The following is a 14,939-nucleotide window of genomic DNA, read 5'->3' as shown; positions in this document are numbered from 1 at the left end:
AACATAGCCCGCGTTCTTCGGATGTTCGTAGCAATGTCAGGAGTGACTGCTTTTGGCCGATTGCTGCCCATGGGGAAGGACAGCAATCGACCTAACGGGGACACTCTGTCTCGTGTGTAATCGCCAGTCGTCCGCCGCTCGTGTTCAGCGAAACATCATCGACTGATGTGCCGCGCAGCCCGTGCGTGCGCCGTCCCCCACGGCGATCGCGACATTGCCTGCGCCTATCGCTGCATCCCCGCAGGCAAACACTCCGGACACGTTGGTTTCGCGCATCGCATCGACCTTGATGAATTCGCCCGTCGGCCCGGCTTCAAACTCACAACCCAGTTGCGCTGCCAATGGGCTGCCCATGCGGGTCCGAGGCTGGGTGAACAATCCGGCAAGTTTGATCACTCGACCGCTGGCGAGGGTCACATCGGCTTGTTCTCCGCCGACCGACAAGACTGGCTCGACCACTACCGTAACCCCGCGCCTGGTCAGATTGGCCAACTGATCGGCATCCGGCTCGAATACCTCGTTGAGGAACAATGTGGTTGGCCCCCAGTCCGGTAGCATCAGCGCATGGTGGATGGCCAGTGGTGATGCCGCCAATACACCAATCTGTCCGCCGTGCAGTTCATATCCATGGCAATACGGACAATGAAACACTCGCTGCCCCCATCGTTCTGACAGCCCGGTAACCCCGGGCAGCTCATCCACCACCCCTGTGGCAAGGATCAAACGTCGCGTCGCGAATTGTTCCCCGTTCTCGACGGTTACCACAAAGCCACCGTCGCCCGTTTTCGCCTGGACGGCGGGTTGAGAAAGCCACTCCACCGTTGGGTAGGCCAGCAACTGGGCTCGTGCCTCGCTGGCTATCGTGCCGGGATCGCGGCCGTCCTGACCAAGAAATCCATGTGAGTGGTTAGCAAACCGATTGCGGCGCTGACCTGCGTCGATCACCAGTAATTTTCGGCGCGCCCGTGCCAGTTGCAAGCCTGCGGAAATTCCGGAATAGCTACCGCCGACGATGATCACGTCATAAACCATGGATCAGTCCCTCTGGATGTTTGACCGGTCGAATAAACTCTAGATACAACGTAAGTTACATGATGTTGGGGTGTCAACAGTCTCGTAACTTTTGCTGTATCGAGCGATACTCGCCGACAGTAATTCAGGAAACCGTCCTACATGAGAAATGACACGCGCCTGTCCCGCATGCTGCACGTATTGATCCACATAGCTCGCCATGACCAGCCCGCCACGTCCGATACCATCGCGCAGATGCTTGGTACCAACCCGGTGGTGGTCCGGCGGACCATGGCGCTACTCAAGGACAAGGGTTATGTGCGCTCAGAAAAGGGTCACCGGGGAGGGTGGACGCTGGCGAAACCGCTGGCGGATATGACCCTGTTGGACATCCATCAGGCCTTGGGCTCGTCTTCGCTCTTCGCCATCGGTTTGTCGACCGACCATCCACAATGCCTGGTCGAACAAGCGGTGAACGCAGCGCTGACAGACGCGTTTGACGCGGCACAGGCGTTGCTTATAAACCGCTTGGGAAGCGTCACGCTTGAACAGTTGGCCAGTGATTTCGAGCGGCGCTATCAGGGTCTTTGAACCTGTGTGATCTGCAACCCGGCGTTTCGATGTGACTGGCCGAAAGGCATGCGAATGTCTGCTTTTGGCCCAGGCTGTGTGAAAACACACTGCACACATCGAAAACTGATAGCTACGGGCGTTGCCTGCGAAACCAGCAGACGGAAGCGCGAATTGCTCTAGTCAGCTACATAGGCGTTCGTAAATGCTGTTTGGGCCGCGTCAGCGGCCCAAACAGCCACTCACGGACGATCAAGCAGCTTGGATTCACGCCCTGATCGCTTCAAGCAATCCCGAGATACCGAAGATGCTCATCATTCGTTTGAGGTTGTAGGCGCGAACTGATAGCGAAGCTTTGCATGATCTCAGGATAGCCGTGAGGCGTATTAGGAGCTTACTCCGACCGATGCGCTCTATGAACGAGGTGGTAGCTCTGAGTAATGCTGCGGCTGAAGTGGGAAGGCTAACTACACCTGCACGCGATCTAGAGGTGATGATTCAGGAGTTGGAGGACAAAGGCTTTCCTGTCCAAGCGCAGCTCAGGAAAACTCGGCTAGCGTCAAACTACTCCAAGATTCTAAAAAGTCCGGCGATCAACAACCTATTGGTGCAGTTGGATGAGTGGCCTTCTGCGTTTCGCACAGTTGAAGTCAACGGTGGTTTAAAGCACGTCCTGCCTCAAATTGAAAAAGCGCTGAAAAAGCAGATCGACCGGTTACATGCTGCCGTGGATGACGCTGAATTTGATCGGCACGAATTGAGAATTTTGGTCAAGCGGACGCGCTACCTCACTGAAGCCTTTCCCATACTTTCACCTCTCTCGCGTAAAGCTGCGAGTTCTCTCAAGGCACTGCAATCGGCATTAGGTTCTTGGCACGACCATTATCAATGGTGCCAAAAGGCCCTGGTCGAAGCCGACCTGCGTCCGCTGGAGAAGGCTTGGTTGAGTTCCGCAGCAAGCGCTCTCGAAATAGCTGAGGCTCAATTGGTCGCCTTGGCAAAACTGTTGCCAAAATCGTCAGGCAAAAAACCGCCTGATATGGCCGCGAAAGAACGAGCACGTGTTGAATAGCCTGAGTACTGCTGTCAGGTGGCTAAAAAACGATGACTGTAGTGCTCAGCGCCATAGAAGCAACGTGATAACGGCCCTGCTCAAGTCCAATGCCACCGGTCGCTTGGACGAACCCCGAGCGGTTTGTCATTCCTGCTCGGAATGCAATGTATAAAATTAATGAATTTTTATTATCGCTGTTTATGACCTAAGTTGATTCAAGGACATGGAGAACCGCCTTGAAATCATTGCCACTCAACTTAGCGGAAAAGTTTGATAACGCACGGGCCAATGAGTACGGGCGACAGAGCCGTATCGCACTGGCAGGTTATGACGCCTGTCAGGACTTGGCGGCGTGCATGCTCGCGGCAAGCCTTGGCAATACGGGCTCGGCAAAAATATTGGTAGTCGGCGCTGGCGGTACGGCGCAGGAGATCATCGCGATGGCCATGCTTGAGCCGGGCTGGCGCTTCACCGCCGTTGATCCATCTGAGCCGATGCTTGAAACCGCGAAACAGCAGTTAGCCGTAAACAACCTGCTTGAAAGGACGGACCTGCATCTTGGGCACGTTGAAGACCTGGCGGCAGGTAAGTCCTACGACGCAGCCACTTTGATCGGTGTACTCCATCATCTCGCTGGGGATGATGCCAAAGGACAAATTTTACGATCCATTCGGACTCGTCTGAAACCGGGGGCTCCGCTGATTGTCGCCGGCAATCAGTATGCCTATGCCAGCCAGCCGTTACTCCTCGCTGCCTGGGGGCAACGTTGGCGGCAGCACGGAGCCAGCCCGGATGAAGTGAAAGTCAAGCTTGGGAAAATTCTTCAAGGCGCTGACCCTCCACATTCTGAGGCGGCGCTTCAGAAGCTTTTGCATGACGCGGGTTTCGGGGATGCTACACGTTTTTTCAGCAGCCTGTTCTGGGGGGCTTGGTTGACGTGTAAAGCAGTCTGAGCAGCGATGTGAGAGGCAGTTTCTGACCGATTTCTGCCTCTTGCCAGGGGCAGCAGTCGACCCAGAGCGACCGGGTCTTCGAGATAAGTGCCCGCCGTTCAGTTACGGTCGATCTGCTGCATGTGCATCTCAGACATGCGCTCGCCATGCACCGTCAATTTTGAGAACTGCTGCTCCATGGCCAACAGGTCGTCGCCTGTCAGTTGAATATTCAGTGCTCCAAGGTTTTCGGTGAGGTGTTCGACTCTGCGAGTGCCGGGGATTGGCACGATCCAAGATTTCTGTGCGAGTAACCAGGCAATCGCGACTTGTGCAGGTGTCCCGCCTTTTGCCGTGGCCACATTTCTCAGGATCTCCACGACCGGCATGTTCGCTGTCATGTTTTCAGGGAACATGCGTGGGAAGGTTCCTCGGAAATCAGTCTCAGGATCGAACCTGGTGTTCGCGTCCATTTTTCCGGTCAGATAGCCTTCACCCAGCGGCGCCCATGGGACGAAACCGATCCCCAACTCTTCACATGCCGCGAGTACCCCGTTGTGCTCCGGGTCCCGATGGAAGAATGAGTATTCCGTCTGGATTGCAGACACAGGCTGCACCGCATGAGCGCGACGAATGGTTCTGGCGCTGGCTTCAGACAAACCAAAGTGCAGGATCTTGCCTTCTGCGATCAGTTCCTTGATAGCGCCGGCTACATCTTCAATAGGCACGTTGGGATCGACACGATGTTGGTAATAGAGATCGATACGATCCGTCTGCAATCGCTTGAGCGATTCCTCGACCACCTTTTTGATGTGCTCCGGGCGGCTGTTCAGGCCGATGGTGCCGTCGATGGCGAAACCGAACTTGCTGGCGATCTTCACTTGGTCACGAAAGGGCTTGAGGGCCTTGCCCACCAACTCTTCGTTGGTATAGGGGCCGTACACTTCCGCGGTGTCGAAGAAGGTGACACCTTTGTCGAATGCCGTTCGAAGCGTGCGGATGCCTTGATCAATATCAGCCGGTGGGCCGTAGTTGGCGCTGATGCTCATACAACCTGCGCCGATGGCTGAAACCTCTAAATTACCCAGATGACGTTTACTCATTTTGCCAGTCCCTCCAGAAGGGTTTTGCGAGTTCTGAACAGCGGTGGGCGCGGCCGATGACCCTGCCCATACCGAAGCCCCGAATACCAGGGCAGCTCCTGTCAGCGCGGCTTTGGTCACGAACTCGCGACGGCCAAGAGAGGTGAAGAAATCAGAACCTGTTACCGGCTTGTCGCTGTCCATAAAAACTCCCGAATGAGCATGCACTTCTGGTCAGTCCGATCATGCCTTACCAGGGCAACTAGTCCATTGAAGTCATGAATGGGTTCATGAGGTGGAGCCGCACTGAATGAGGAACCAATCTAGCAGCGCACCCTACAAATGATTAGATGGTATGGTAGGAATGGACCTATATCAGTTGGATATCAATCATGCGAGACAGCGTTAATGATCTGGTTGCTTTCCTGACGGTGGCTCGTGAGCGGAGCTTTACCAAGGCAGCGGCTCAATTGGGGACGTCACAACCAGCACTGAGCCGAACGCTCAGGCGTCTTGAAGAACAATTGGGTGTGCAGTTGCTGACTCGCAGTACCCGGAGCGTTTCACCGACAGAAGCTGGAGAACGCTTGATTGGTTCCATCGGTCCACATTTTGAAGGCATCGAAGCGGGGCTGGCGGACCTGTCCGAGCTAAGCGGAAAACCAGCAGGTACCCTAAGGATCACCTCGGTAGAACACGCATCTGCAACGATCCTGACGCCAGCGGTCAGTAGGCTCATGCTGGATTACCCGGAGGTCCGGGTCGAAATCACCAATGACTATGCGTTGGTCGATATCGTCGAGCAGCGGTACGACGCCGGGATTCGTCTAGGCGAGCAGGTGGCCAAGGACATGATCGGGGTTCGTATAGGTCCTGACTTTCGGCAGGCTGTGGTGGGATCGCCCTCATACTTCGAACGCAGGACCAAACCCGTTACGCCCCATGATCTGACAGCCCATGTCGGAATCAACTTGCGTCTGCCCACATCAGGTGGGCTCTGGTCCTGGCCGTTTGCAAAGAAGGGGCGGGAGATAAGGGTTCGAGCGGAGGGTCACATGGTTTGCAACACGGTCCCACTGATGCTGGACTTTGCGGTTGCTGGCGTCGGACTTGCTCATCTCCCCGAAGACATCGTTGAACAGCACATCCTGGAAGGCCGTCTGGTACGTGTATTAGACGATTGGTGTCCTGCGGTGACCGGCTATCACCTCTACTATCCAAGCCGCAGGCAGCCAAAGCCTGCGTTCAGACTTTTGCTGGACTTGCTGCGTTTAGGTGCCTAGTGCCGTCAACGCCACTACAGATCCCGAGCCCAGGTCTGGCTGACGAGGTCTTTTCCGAAACTGTGTACCTGTTCCTCGTCAACCAATTGAAAACCCGCCTTTTGATAGAGCTTTCGGGCATCGGAAAGCACGCTGGTTGTCCAGAGCATCATGCTCCTGTAACCAGCGCCCCGTGCAAATCGCAGACTTTCTTCAAGCAACCGATTGCCGATTCCCATGCCTCTGGCACTCGCATCCACGTAGAGCATTCGCAGTTTTGCGGTCGTCTCGTCATGTCTGACGACAAAGAGCGTGACCGGCTGAAAACGACCCCATAAAGACGATCATCAAAGAAGCCTCTAGCGCATAAAGTTGGAGACCTCCAGTGGGTTGCCGACGGAACCTATGTTCTCAACGCTTCCCTTGGGGGTAAAAAATTGTACACGTTCTGTACTGATGGCATAAAAACTATACATTGAGCTAGTCTTGTATAGAATTTTATAAAAAAGGCCGAGACGTTGATGAACGTGGCTAACTCCAGACGCTTTCTCGAACATCGTCTGTCGATATGCTGGCTGTTCGCGATGTTACTCGCCGTACCTGCCTGGGCGGACTGGCATCCCGCGCTGCCCGATAGGCGTCTGGTGGGCAGCGGCGACTTTACGTGGTTCGGCGTGAGTCTATACACCGCGCGGTTGTGGAGCTCTGGGTTGCCGCTGACCTGGGATCAGCCCTTTGCACTCGAACTGACTTATCACCGTGTCTTTTCCCGGGACACGCTGGTGGAGGTCAGCCTCAATGAAATGGAGCGCATGGCAGAGGCTCGTCTAGAGGAGTCCACCCTCCAACGCTGGTCCAATGAAATGCGTGAAGCCTTCGTCGATGTTCGGCCCGGAATGCGCATCACCGGGGTCTACCATCCCGGCAAAGGCTGCACGTTCTTCGTCGACGGCCAGTTGCGCCGGCGGGTCGACGACCCTGCATTCGCCCGCGCTTTCTTCGATATCTGGCTTGATCCGCGCACTCGGGACAAGCAACTGCGTCAACGACTGCTGGGGATGGCCGGGCCGGCGGAGTGAGGAGGTTGAGATGCGTCAGATACTGGTACTGCTCGTTAGCCTGTTGCTGGTCAGCTGTAACAACGTTGGCGTGGAGCACTACGCAAAGGAGCGACCGACGCTGGATCTCGTGGCGTTCTTCTCTCGGCCGGTACAGGCTTGGGGCCTGTTCCAGAATCGCTCGGGCGAGGTGGTCAAGCGCTTCCATGTCCAGATCGAAAGCCGCGTCGAGGGCCAGCAGTTGATCCTCGACGAGCGATTTCTCTACAGCGATGGCACGCGTCAACGGCGCGTCTGGACGCTGGAACCGGCCGGCGCCGGGCGTTGGCGTGGTCGTGCGGACGACGTAGTCGGAGAGGCTAGCGGCGAGGTCGCTGGCAACGCGCTGCGCTGGCGCTATCGCCTTGACCTGCCGGTTGACGGCAGGCATTGGGAAGTGGATCTGGACGACTGGATGTACCTTATGGACGAAGACACGATGATCAATCGCTCGACTATGAGCAAGCTTGGAGTCGAGTTGGGACAAGTGATCCTGTTCTTCCGCCGTCAGCCGGAGTCGCTGCCGTAAACCCACAATAACCGGCAAAGCAGGCGATATTCACGCATTCAAAAGGCTGTTGTTTATCAGCGGGACGCAGCCAGTCGCAGGATGATTGGCATCCATACAGCCCACAGCATCGCAAGCAGCAGGGCCGTGCCAAGGGTGCCCCAAGGCAAACCTACACCGGCCAGCGGTGCGCCGGCGATGTAAGCCAGAGGTCCACCGCACAGACCCAGTAGCGCCCCGTACCAGATGGGACGTCGGGCCCACGCCAGGCTGTGGCGAAGCCCACTGGCCAGTACCAGCCACAGCAAGGCAAGCCACAGGGGAAGGGGTTGCTGGGCAAAATCGAAGACTCCCAGCGCACCCAGGCTGGCATCCAGTAAACAGCCTGCCATCCCCACACAGGCCAGAGCGGTTGCTTCGTCGCCTGGTCGTGGGCAAGCAGCCACATGCACCAACAGGCCTGCCACCACGGGGAGTAGCAGCCAAGGATGCCGCTCGCTCAGTACGCAAGCCCACCAGGCGGCCTGCATCCATAGCGCGTTGCCGATCAACCAGGCCCGGCTCAAATCAGGCGCCCGGCAGCGCTGCGCGGCGTGCAGCCGGAGCTGCCCAGAGCAGTTGCGCGACGCCGATAGTACGCTCCTCGAAACCACCCTGGCAGTAACACAGGTAGAACTCCCAGAGGCGCTGAAAGGTGTCGTCATAGCCCAGCTCGGTCAAGGCGGTGCGCGACTGACGCAAGTTGTCGCGCCAGTGCTGAAGAGTCCGCGCATAGTCCAGGCCGAAGTCCTCCATGTGCACCAGGTTCAACGCGGTATGGCAACTGGCGGTCTGCAGCATGACGCTCAGGGAGGGCAGGGCACCACCGGGAAAAATATAGCGCTGAATGAAATCTACCGACCGCCGCGCCTGTTCATAACGCTGGTCACGGATGGTGATGGCCTGCAGCAGCATTAAGCCGTCATCCTTGAGCAGCGACGCGCAGCGCTGAAAGTAAACAGGCAGATAGCGGTGCCCGACCGCCTCGATCATCTCGATAGAGACCAGCTTGTCGAAGCGTCCGCCAAGGTCGCGGTAGTCCTCGCGCAGGACGGTAATGCGGTGTTGCAGACCAAGATCCTGGACGCGCTGCAGGGTATGGGCGTACTGCGCCTCGGACAACGTGGTGGTGGTCACCCGGCACCCGTGGCGGGTAGCGGCGTGGATCGCCAGGCTGCCCCATCCGCTACCGATCTCGAGCAGATGGTCATCGGGGCGCAGCGCAAGTTTGGCGCAGATACGCTCGAGCTTGTTCAGTTGGGCCTGCTCCAGGCTCTGCTCCAGACTGTCGAACATGGCTGCCGAGTACATCATGGTCGGGTCCAGCAGCCGCTCAAACAAGGCATTGCCCAGATCGTAATGGGCGAGAATGTTGCGTCGCGCGCCGCGCCGGCTGTTGCGGTTTAGCCAGTGCAGCAGGCGTAGGATCGGACGGCCCAGGCGTGCCAACCCGCCTTCAAGGGCGTCGAGCACCTCCAGGTTGGCGACGAAGAGGCGAGTGACCGCGGCCAGGTCCGGACTGCGCCAGTAGCCATGGATGTAAGCTTCGCCGGCACCGATAGAGCCGTTGGCAGCCACCATACCCCAAGCTGCCTCGTCGAAGATCTCGACCTCAGCGTGCAGCGCGCTGCCGACGTCGCCGAACAGCCACTGCCGGTCTTGGTAGACCAGGCGCAGCCGGCCTTGGCGCAAGTTGCGAAGCTGAGTGAGCACGGCGCTCCTGGCCAGGCCGCCGAATAATGGCGCCAGGCCCAAGGATTTGCTAACGCTCAGAGTTGGATCGGACATGCTTGGGCTCCTCGTGGACGTGATGGCCAAGGTTTTGGCTGCTCTGACTGGTCTTGTGGGCATAGAGCGGGGTGCGTTTGAGTAACAGGCGCATGGCTTGCCAATAAATCGCACCGAGGGTGCGCAGGCTCATCCAGGGGAAGGCCAGTACGTGCCGTTGTAGTGCGGCGGCATCCAGCGGCTGTCGGCGCAGGGACAGGCCAGCCTCGAATACTTTTTGTCCTTCGCGGCGGTTTTCCATGTGGATGCGCATGTGCGCGTCATCAATGTAAAAACGCATGTGGTACTGCATATCCATTGGCAGGAATGGCGAGACATGGAATGCCTTCGTGACCGAGAACTGCCGGGGCTGACCGGGCAGCACCGGCAACACGTAGTGAAAACGTTCACGCCAAGGGGTGTTACGTACCTCCAGCACAATCGCCGCCAGGAGACCGTCACTGTCATGGCAAAAGTAGAAACTGACCGGATTGAATGAAATCCCCCAACTGCGCGGCTGGGTCAGCAAATGAATGGTGCCGCAGGGCGCCTGGCCCAAGGCCTTGGCCACCACTTCGCGCACCGCTTCCTTCAAGGGGATACCGCGACGAGTCCAGGCTGGCAGGTAATCGGTTTCTCGCCAGCACAACGGCGCCAGGCGAGAAGCACCGAGTAACGGGGACAGGCCCAGCAGCAGATCCTGCTCGTCCAGATCCAGATAAAGCATGCCAATGCGATAACGGAATCCATGGAACCGTGGCACCAGACGCCGGTGGCTGACCCAACCGTAGCAAAGGCTGCTATTCACAGGCGCTCCCCGAATCTTTGGGCGACGTCCAGTGCGCTGACCACGCCATCCTCATGGAAGCCGTTTGCCCAATAAGCGCCGCAGAAGTAGCTGTGCTGGTTTCCCTGTAGCTCACCCTGGCGCGCCTGGGCCGCCATGGCGGCAAGGCTGTATTGAGGATGTGCATATTTGAAGCGAGCGAGCACCTGCGACGGGTCCACGTAATCGCCCTGATTGAGGCTTATGCAGAAGGTTACCGGGGCATCGAGGCCTTGCAGAATGTTCATGTTATAGGTCACGGCCGCCGGGGCGTGCGCGGGTCCACCGAGGCGATAGTTCCAGCTGGCCCAAGCCTTGCGCCGGCTGGGCAGCATGCGGGTGTCGGTGTGAAGCAATACTTCGTTGGCGGCATAGTCGAGGGCTCCTAGCACCTCGTGCTCGGTGGCCGTCGGTTTCTCTAGCAGCGCCAAAGCCTGGTCGCTATGGCAGGCGAACACGACCTTGTCGAAAGTCTCATGGCCTGCCGCACTAGTGATCACCACGCCGTTGTCGTCCCGGCGGACGCTCATCACCGGGCAGTTGAGCCGAATGCGTTCGCTGAAGGTCTTGCACAACGGCTCCACATAGCTGCGCGAGCCACCCTCGATCACTCGCCATTGTGGCCGCTGGCTGATCGAGAGCAGACCATGGTTACGAAAAAAACGGACGAAGAAGTGCAACGGGAAGCGCAGCATATCGGCCCGTGATACCGACCAGATGGCCGAGCCCATGGGTACGATGTAGTGATGGATGAAACGCTGCCCGTAGCCTCGCGTGTGCAGGTAATCGCCAAGACTCATGCCCGGCTCAATGCGGTGGCCGTAAAGGTCGGCCACCGCCTGGCGGTTGAAGCGCACGATATCGCGCAACATACCCCAGAAGCCCGGCGACAGCAGATTGCCGCGCTGGGCGAAGAGGGTGTCCAGGTTATTGCCGTTGTATTCCAGGCCGCTCTGCGGATCGTTCACGGAAAAGCTCATCTCGGTGGGGCGCGAGACGACTCCAAGGCGATCCATCAAGCGGATGAAGTTGGGATATGTCCAGTCGTTGAATACGATGAAACCGGTGTCTACTGCATAACGCTGGCCCTGCCATTCTATGTCGACAGTATGGGTATGACCGCCGATCCAGTCCGCCGCTTCGAACACGGTCACCTCACTGCGACGTGACAGCAGATAGGCACAGGTCAGCCCAGAGATCCCGCTACCGATAATGGCGATACGCATATGACGCTATTCCTGTTCGGTTCGCGCCATCCGAACGCCCAGGGCCAGGCGCCAACGCGCTGGCAGGGCGCCAAGCAGGCGCAGGACGAGAATGAAGAGGCGTGGAAAGTTGATCTCCAACGGTCGTCGCGTCAGGCGCGCGAGGACATGCCGCGCGGCGCGGTCGGCCGTCCAGAGTTGTGGCATGGCAAAGGTGTTGCGCTGAGTCAGGGGGGTGTCGATGAAGCCTGGGCTGACCAGCGTTACATCGATGCCTTCGGCATGTAGATCCAGGCGCAGGGACTCGACCAGATAACGCAGGGCCGCCTTGGACGCGCCATAGGCTCCAGCCCGGGGCAGCGCCAGCCAGGTCACCGAGCTGCCGATCACTACCAGGTGTGGTCTCTGCCCGCGGCGCAGCAGTGGAAGGGCCGCCTGTAGGCAGTAACTGACTGCCAACAGATTGGTGCGCATCACGCGCTCGACTGTCTCGGCCTCGAACCTGCCCGGCACAAGGTATTCGCAGGTGCCGGCGTTCAGGATCACCAGGTCCAGTGCGCCCCAGGCATGCTCGATGTTCTCGCAGATAGCCGAGACCTGGCATGGGTCAGTCACGTCGCCGGTAGCGAGCAGGGCCCCAGGGTAGCGCAGCACTAGCGGCATCAGAGCCTCCGCCCGGCGGCCACCCAAGGCCACCTCATGGCCTTGCTCCAGCAGCCGTTTAGCCAGGGCAGCACCGAGGCCGCTGCTGGCGCCTGTCAGCCAGCAGCGGCTCATGCGAGCCTGCCCTTGATCCAGCCGATCACCCCGCCAAGAACCGGGACGTGCTCGTAGAGCAGGGCGCCGGCATCAAAGTAGTCGTGGTGCAGGTAGACCTGTTGCGCCCAGCGCAGGTGGCTGCAGCCTTGCAGACTGATCGGCTGGCCGTGGGACAGGCGTGGATGACGAAAATGCAGGTTCCAGCGCAGATAACCGTGGCCGGGGGTGGTTTCATCCACGTCAAGGAGGTCGTAGCGGATATCCTCGACGTTGGTGTACAGCTTTTCAAAGTAACTGCGCAGTGCCGGCAGGCCATCCAGCTGATGCAAGGGATCACGAAACTGAACATCGTTGCTGTATAGCTCGCCCAGTCGGTCCAGACAATCAGCGTTCAGCGTTGCGAACGTATCAGCGAAATGGTGGAGATATGCAGACATGGCAGGCTCCAGGCAAAGTTGTACAATTCGAAAAAACTGTACAGATTTACTTGAAGCCTACGGGGAAAATTGTACAAGTCAATATTCTTGTACACTTTTTGTGTCGGTCGTAGCGCTACTCGTCGTTAGCCACCGAGCTTTGCCAATTTTTTGCGAAGCTCGGCCACTTCGGTCTCAAGTGACTGAATCCTTTCCAGAGCGGCAATCTTGTCGCTGACGTCGTGCTGTATGCCAATGTAGTAGGTCAACTGGTCGGCATCATTGTGCACGGGAGTGATAGACAGCTCGTTCCAGAACGGGCTGCCATCCTTGCGATAGTTGCGCAGCACCTGACGGCAGGGCTGACCGAGGCGGATGGCGTCGCGGATTGCCTCCCGGGCGGCCTGGGCATGATCGTCTGCCTGCAGGAACCGGCAATCCTGGTAGAGAATTTCGTCGGCACTGTAGCCGGTCAGGCGTTCGAAGGCAGGGTTGGCATAGATGAGGATGCTGTCATTGCCTTCCTGCTCGGCCACGACGATGCCATCATTTGAGGCTTCGACCATAAGTTGCAGGAGTTTGGCGTCAATCATGGTCTGGGCTCATTGTGATTCGTGGGATTGCCCATAGCGTAGTCGTCAGCGACTGCCATGCCTAGATGGCAGGGCGCAGGGCCGTCGGACATCGATTGGTGCTGGTTAAAAAGTGTCATGCCTGGTTTAGAATGCCGACACACTCAGGATGCAACGACTTTCAATGACCGAGCCCATCGAATCCACCTCCGACGACGCCTTGCTCCCCATGCGGGAAGTCGCCAGCCTGACTGGCGTCAACCCGATCACCTTGCGGGCATGGGAGCGCCGCCACGGGCTGATCCGACCAGTACGCACTGTGGGAGGGCATCGCCTGTATTCGCAACAGGACATCGAACATATTCGTAACATCATGCTCTGGACCAGCCGGGGCCTGCCCATCAGCAAGATAGGCGCTTTGCTCGTCCGGCAGCAGGACACGCCCGGTATCACTGCATCTGGCTCGGCCGAAGCCCCCCTGGTCCAGTGGCAAGAGGCAGTTCATCGTGCCACGCAGGCTTTTGATGGCGCTGAGCTAGAGCGCCTGCACGGGCAACTATTTACGATCTATCCGAAAGCTACTGCACTGGAGGCTATTCTGCTGCCGGTCTGGCGCAGCCTGGCATCCGGTAATAATTTCGGTCGACGCAGTCAGTGGTTGTTCCTTGACGCCTTCTTGCGAGCGCGGATGTTATTGCGACTGCAGATGAACCAGAGCAACGGTGCTTGTGTGCTGCTAGCAGACGGCTCGGGCCATGCGCGCGAATTGGAGCTGTTGTGTGCTGGTTTGTTGATGAGTAGTGACCAGCTGCGCATCGAGGTGTTGGGCACGGGCCAGCCTCTGGAAGAACTGCCGTTGCTGTGTGAAGCAATTCAGCCCGCCGCACTGGTGCTATTGGTTCAGGCGCCACTGCAGGCAGATGCACACAAGCGACTGCGTGCGCTTCAAATGGGCGTTACGTGCCCAGTGGCCTTGGCCGGCGACGCAGCTGCCGCTTCGTCGGTAGAGTTGCGTGGTTCTTCGATTGCCATTTTGGGCAATGACGAAGCGAGTATTTTGCCCAGACTGGAAGCCTTGGTAAGGGGAACACTGCAAATTTGAATCCAGTCGCTCCAGTTAAGGAGGGTTATCTCAAACTTCATCCAGCTCCTGCCAAGGGTTGGATACAGAGCCTGATCTGGAACACTGGGAGATGTGAGGGAATTTGAGTTCTTTATCTGACTCGGACTGCGCTGCCCTGCAGTTTCTGTAGATGATCTTTGTTTGCGAAAGGAACCAGTTTCCGTGCCATGCAACGAGTTTCTCGGAAGGTGTCATGGCCCATCAAAGCCTCTGCAAACTCTGTACAGGGCTTACTTTATTGTAGAGATTTTATTTATTTTCAATCGACTTTGTCCGCTGTTCGACGGGCCAGCCTTGAGACCCATGGATTGGCACTCAAGCCAAGTACCAGCACGCTGAGTAAAACGGTACAGACCGCGGCAGCTGCCTGGATGCGTTCACTTGGAGTAACGGCGAATGGCTTCAAGAAGCTCTTCGACCCCCTTGTCACGCTCTTCTTCACTGAGCGCAGGGTTCGCGACATGCTCCCGCGCGTGGTCCTCGATGATTTTCTCCATCAAGCCGTTGATGGCTCCGCGAGTGGCAGCAACAACGTGCAGTGTTTTGGCGCAATCGAGATCCGATTCCAATGCCCGATCAACGGCTTGAATTTGTCCAGCGATGCGTTTTACGCGCTTGAGAAGATCGTCTTTATTTGCTGCGATATGACCCATGAGATACCCCCCTATACCTATGCAAAGGGGCGGCGGGCGAAGGGATTATCTACGGGCCCTTGC

17 protein-coding genes and 1 pseudogene are annotated in these 14,939 nt (G+C 57.8%); 7 read left to right on the top strand and 11 right to left on the bottom strand.

All coding sequences use genetic code 11. The features are described from left to right. Positions 1 to 144: 144 nt before the first annotated feature. Positions 145 to 1,032 carry an NAD(P)/FAD-dependent oxidoreductase gene (locus ACA055_RS18480; RefSeq protein WP_497679968.1) on the bottom strand — a complete coding sequence of 296 codons (888 nt, stop codon included), beginning with the start codon at positions 1,030 to 1,032 and terminating at the stop codon, positions 145 to 147. A gap of 141 nt (positions 1,033 to 1,173) precedes the next feature. On the opposite strand from ACA055_RS18480, the gene ACA055_RS18475 reads away from it, so the two are divergent. The 3 genes from ACA055_RS18475 (at position 1,174) to ACA055_RS18465 (ending at position 3,588) form a co-directional block, all read left to right on the top strand. Continuing rightward, a complete protein-coding gene (locus ACA055_RS18475) occupies positions 1,174 to 1,602 on the top strand; it encodes an Rrf2 family transcriptional regulator (protein WP_497679967.1) in 429 nt (142 codons plus the stop codon). A 355-nt stretch (positions 1,603 to 1,957) separates the two neighbouring features. Beyond that, the gene (locus ACA055_RS18470; protein ID WP_497679966.1) at positions 1,958 to 2,653 is read left to right on the top strand and encodes a CHAD domain-containing protein; all 696 of its coding nucleotides are present in this window, start codon (positions 1,958 to 1,960) and stop codon (positions 2,651 to 2,653) included. A gap of 218 nt (positions 2,654 to 2,871) precedes the next feature. Beyond that, positions 2,872 to 3,588: a class I SAM-dependent methyltransferase gene (locus ACA055_RS18465; RefSeq protein ID WP_497679965.1), complete on the top strand. Its 717-nt coding sequence runs from the start codon at positions 2,872 to 2,874 to the stop codon at positions 3,586 to 3,588. A 98-nt stretch (positions 3,589 to 3,686) separates the two neighbouring features. On the opposite strand, the gene ACA055_RS18460 is transcribed toward ACA055_RS18465, so the two are convergent. Continuing rightward, a complete protein-coding gene (locus ACA055_RS18460; protein ID WP_497684445.1) occupies positions 3,687 to 4,670 on the bottom strand; it encodes an aldo/keto reductase in 984 nt (327 codons plus the stop codon). Between the two features lie 371 nt (positions 4,671 to 5,041). Here ACA055_RS18460 and ACA055_RS18455 point away from each other — a divergent pair, with 371 nt between their 5' ends. Next, positions 5,042 to 5,932: a LysR family transcriptional regulator gene (locus ACA055_RS18455; protein ID WP_497679964.1), complete on the top strand. Its 891-nt coding sequence runs from the start codon at positions 5,042 to 5,044 to the stop codon at positions 5,930 to 5,932. Positions 5,933 to 5,946: 14 nt separating this feature from the next. Here ACA055_RS18455 and ACA055_RS18450 read toward each other — a convergent pair. Continuing rightward, a pseudogene (locus ACA055_RS18450) lies at positions 5,947 to 6,225 on the bottom strand (GNAT family N-acetyltransferase); the annotation flags it as partial. A gap of 207 nt (positions 6,226 to 6,432) precedes the next feature. Here ACA055_RS18450 and ACA055_RS18445 point away from each other — a divergent pair. Beyond that, positions 6,433 to 6,990 (top strand): chalcone isomerase family protein, encoded by a 558-nt coding sequence (locus ACA055_RS18445; protein ID WP_497679963.1) that lies wholly within the window; start codon positions 6,433 to 6,435, stop codon positions 6,988 to 6,990. Between the two features lie 10 nt (positions 6,991 to 7,000). After that, a complete protein-coding gene (locus ACA055_RS18440; RefSeq protein WP_497679962.1) occupies positions 7,001 to 7,537 on the top strand; it encodes a DUF3833 domain-containing protein in 537 nt (178 codons plus the stop codon). 56 nt (positions 7,538 to 7,593) lie between these two features. On the opposite strand, the gene ACA055_RS18435 is transcribed toward ACA055_RS18440, so the two are convergent. From ACA055_RS18435 to ACA055_RS18405, 7 genes are all read right to left on the bottom strand, one after another. After that, entirely contained in the window at positions 7,594 to 8,082 is a 489-nt protein-coding gene (locus tag ACA055_RS18435) for a DUF2878 domain-containing protein (protein ID WP_497679961.1), read from the bottom strand. A 1-nt stretch (position 8,083) separates the two neighbouring features. After that, positions 8,084 to 9,343 carry a class I SAM-dependent methyltransferase gene (locus ACA055_RS18430; RefSeq protein WP_497459571.1) on the bottom strand — a complete coding sequence of 420 codons (1,260 nt, stop codon included), beginning with the start codon at positions 9,341 to 9,343 and terminating at the stop codon, positions 8,084 to 8,086. After that, a complete protein-coding gene (locus ACA055_RS18425) occupies positions 9,318 to 10,130 on the bottom strand; it encodes a DUF1365 domain-containing protein (protein ID WP_497459570.1) in 813 nt (270 codons plus the stop codon). Before ACA055_RS18425 ends, ACA055_RS18430 begins: the two co-directional genes overlap by 26 nt. Continuing rightward, complete coding sequence (locus ACA055_RS18420; protein WP_497679960.1) at positions 10,127 to 11,374, bottom strand: NAD(P)/FAD-dependent oxidoreductase; 1,248 nt, start codon at positions 11,372 to 11,374, stop codon at positions 10,127 to 10,129. The genes ACA055_RS18425 and ACA055_RS18420 overlap by 4 nt, the downstream gene beginning before the upstream one ends. Before the next feature lie 6 nt (positions 11,375 to 11,380). Further along, entirely contained in the window at positions 11,381 to 12,130 is a 750-nt protein-coding gene (locus tag ACA055_RS18415; RefSeq protein ID WP_497459568.1) for an SDR family NAD(P)-dependent oxidoreductase, read from the bottom strand. Further along, positions 12,127 to 12,549: a nuclear transport factor 2 family protein gene (locus ACA055_RS18410; protein ID WP_282482366.1), complete on the bottom strand. Its 423-nt coding sequence runs from the start codon at positions 12,547 to 12,549 to the stop codon at positions 12,127 to 12,129. Before ACA055_RS18410 ends, ACA055_RS18415 begins: the two co-directional genes overlap by 4 nt. A gap of 125 nt (positions 12,550 to 12,674) precedes the next feature. Then, on the bottom strand, positions 12,675 to 13,121 hold the full coding sequence (locus tag ACA055_RS18405) for a PAS domain-containing protein (protein ID WP_497679959.1): 447 nt from the start codon (positions 13,119 to 13,121) through the stop codon (positions 12,675 to 12,677). A gap of 175 nt (positions 13,122 to 13,296) precedes the next feature. Here ACA055_RS18405 and ACA055_RS18400 point away from each other — a divergent pair, with 175 nt between their 5' ends. Further along, positions 13,297 to 14,202, top strand: a complete 906-nt coding sequence (locus ACA055_RS18400) for a MerR family transcriptional regulator (RefSeq protein ID WP_497684444.1) — start codon at positions 13,297 to 13,299, stop codon at positions 14,200 to 14,202. A 398-nt stretch (positions 14,203 to 14,600) separates the two neighbouring features. Here ACA055_RS18400 and ACA055_RS18395 read toward each other — a convergent pair whose 3' ends face one another. Continuing rightward, positions 14,601 to 14,876 carry a metal/formaldehyde-sensitive transcriptional repressor gene (locus tag ACA055_RS18395; RefSeq protein ID WP_497679958.1) on the bottom strand — a complete coding sequence of 92 codons (276 nt, stop codon included), beginning with the start codon at positions 14,874 to 14,876 and terminating at the stop codon, positions 14,601 to 14,603. Between the last annotated feature and the right edge of the window lie 63 nt (positions 14,877 to 14,939).

It is taken from the genome of Pseudomonas sp. LBUM1657 (assembly GCF_059716075.1).
This window is presented reverse-complemented; position numbering and strand designations above follow the sequence as displayed.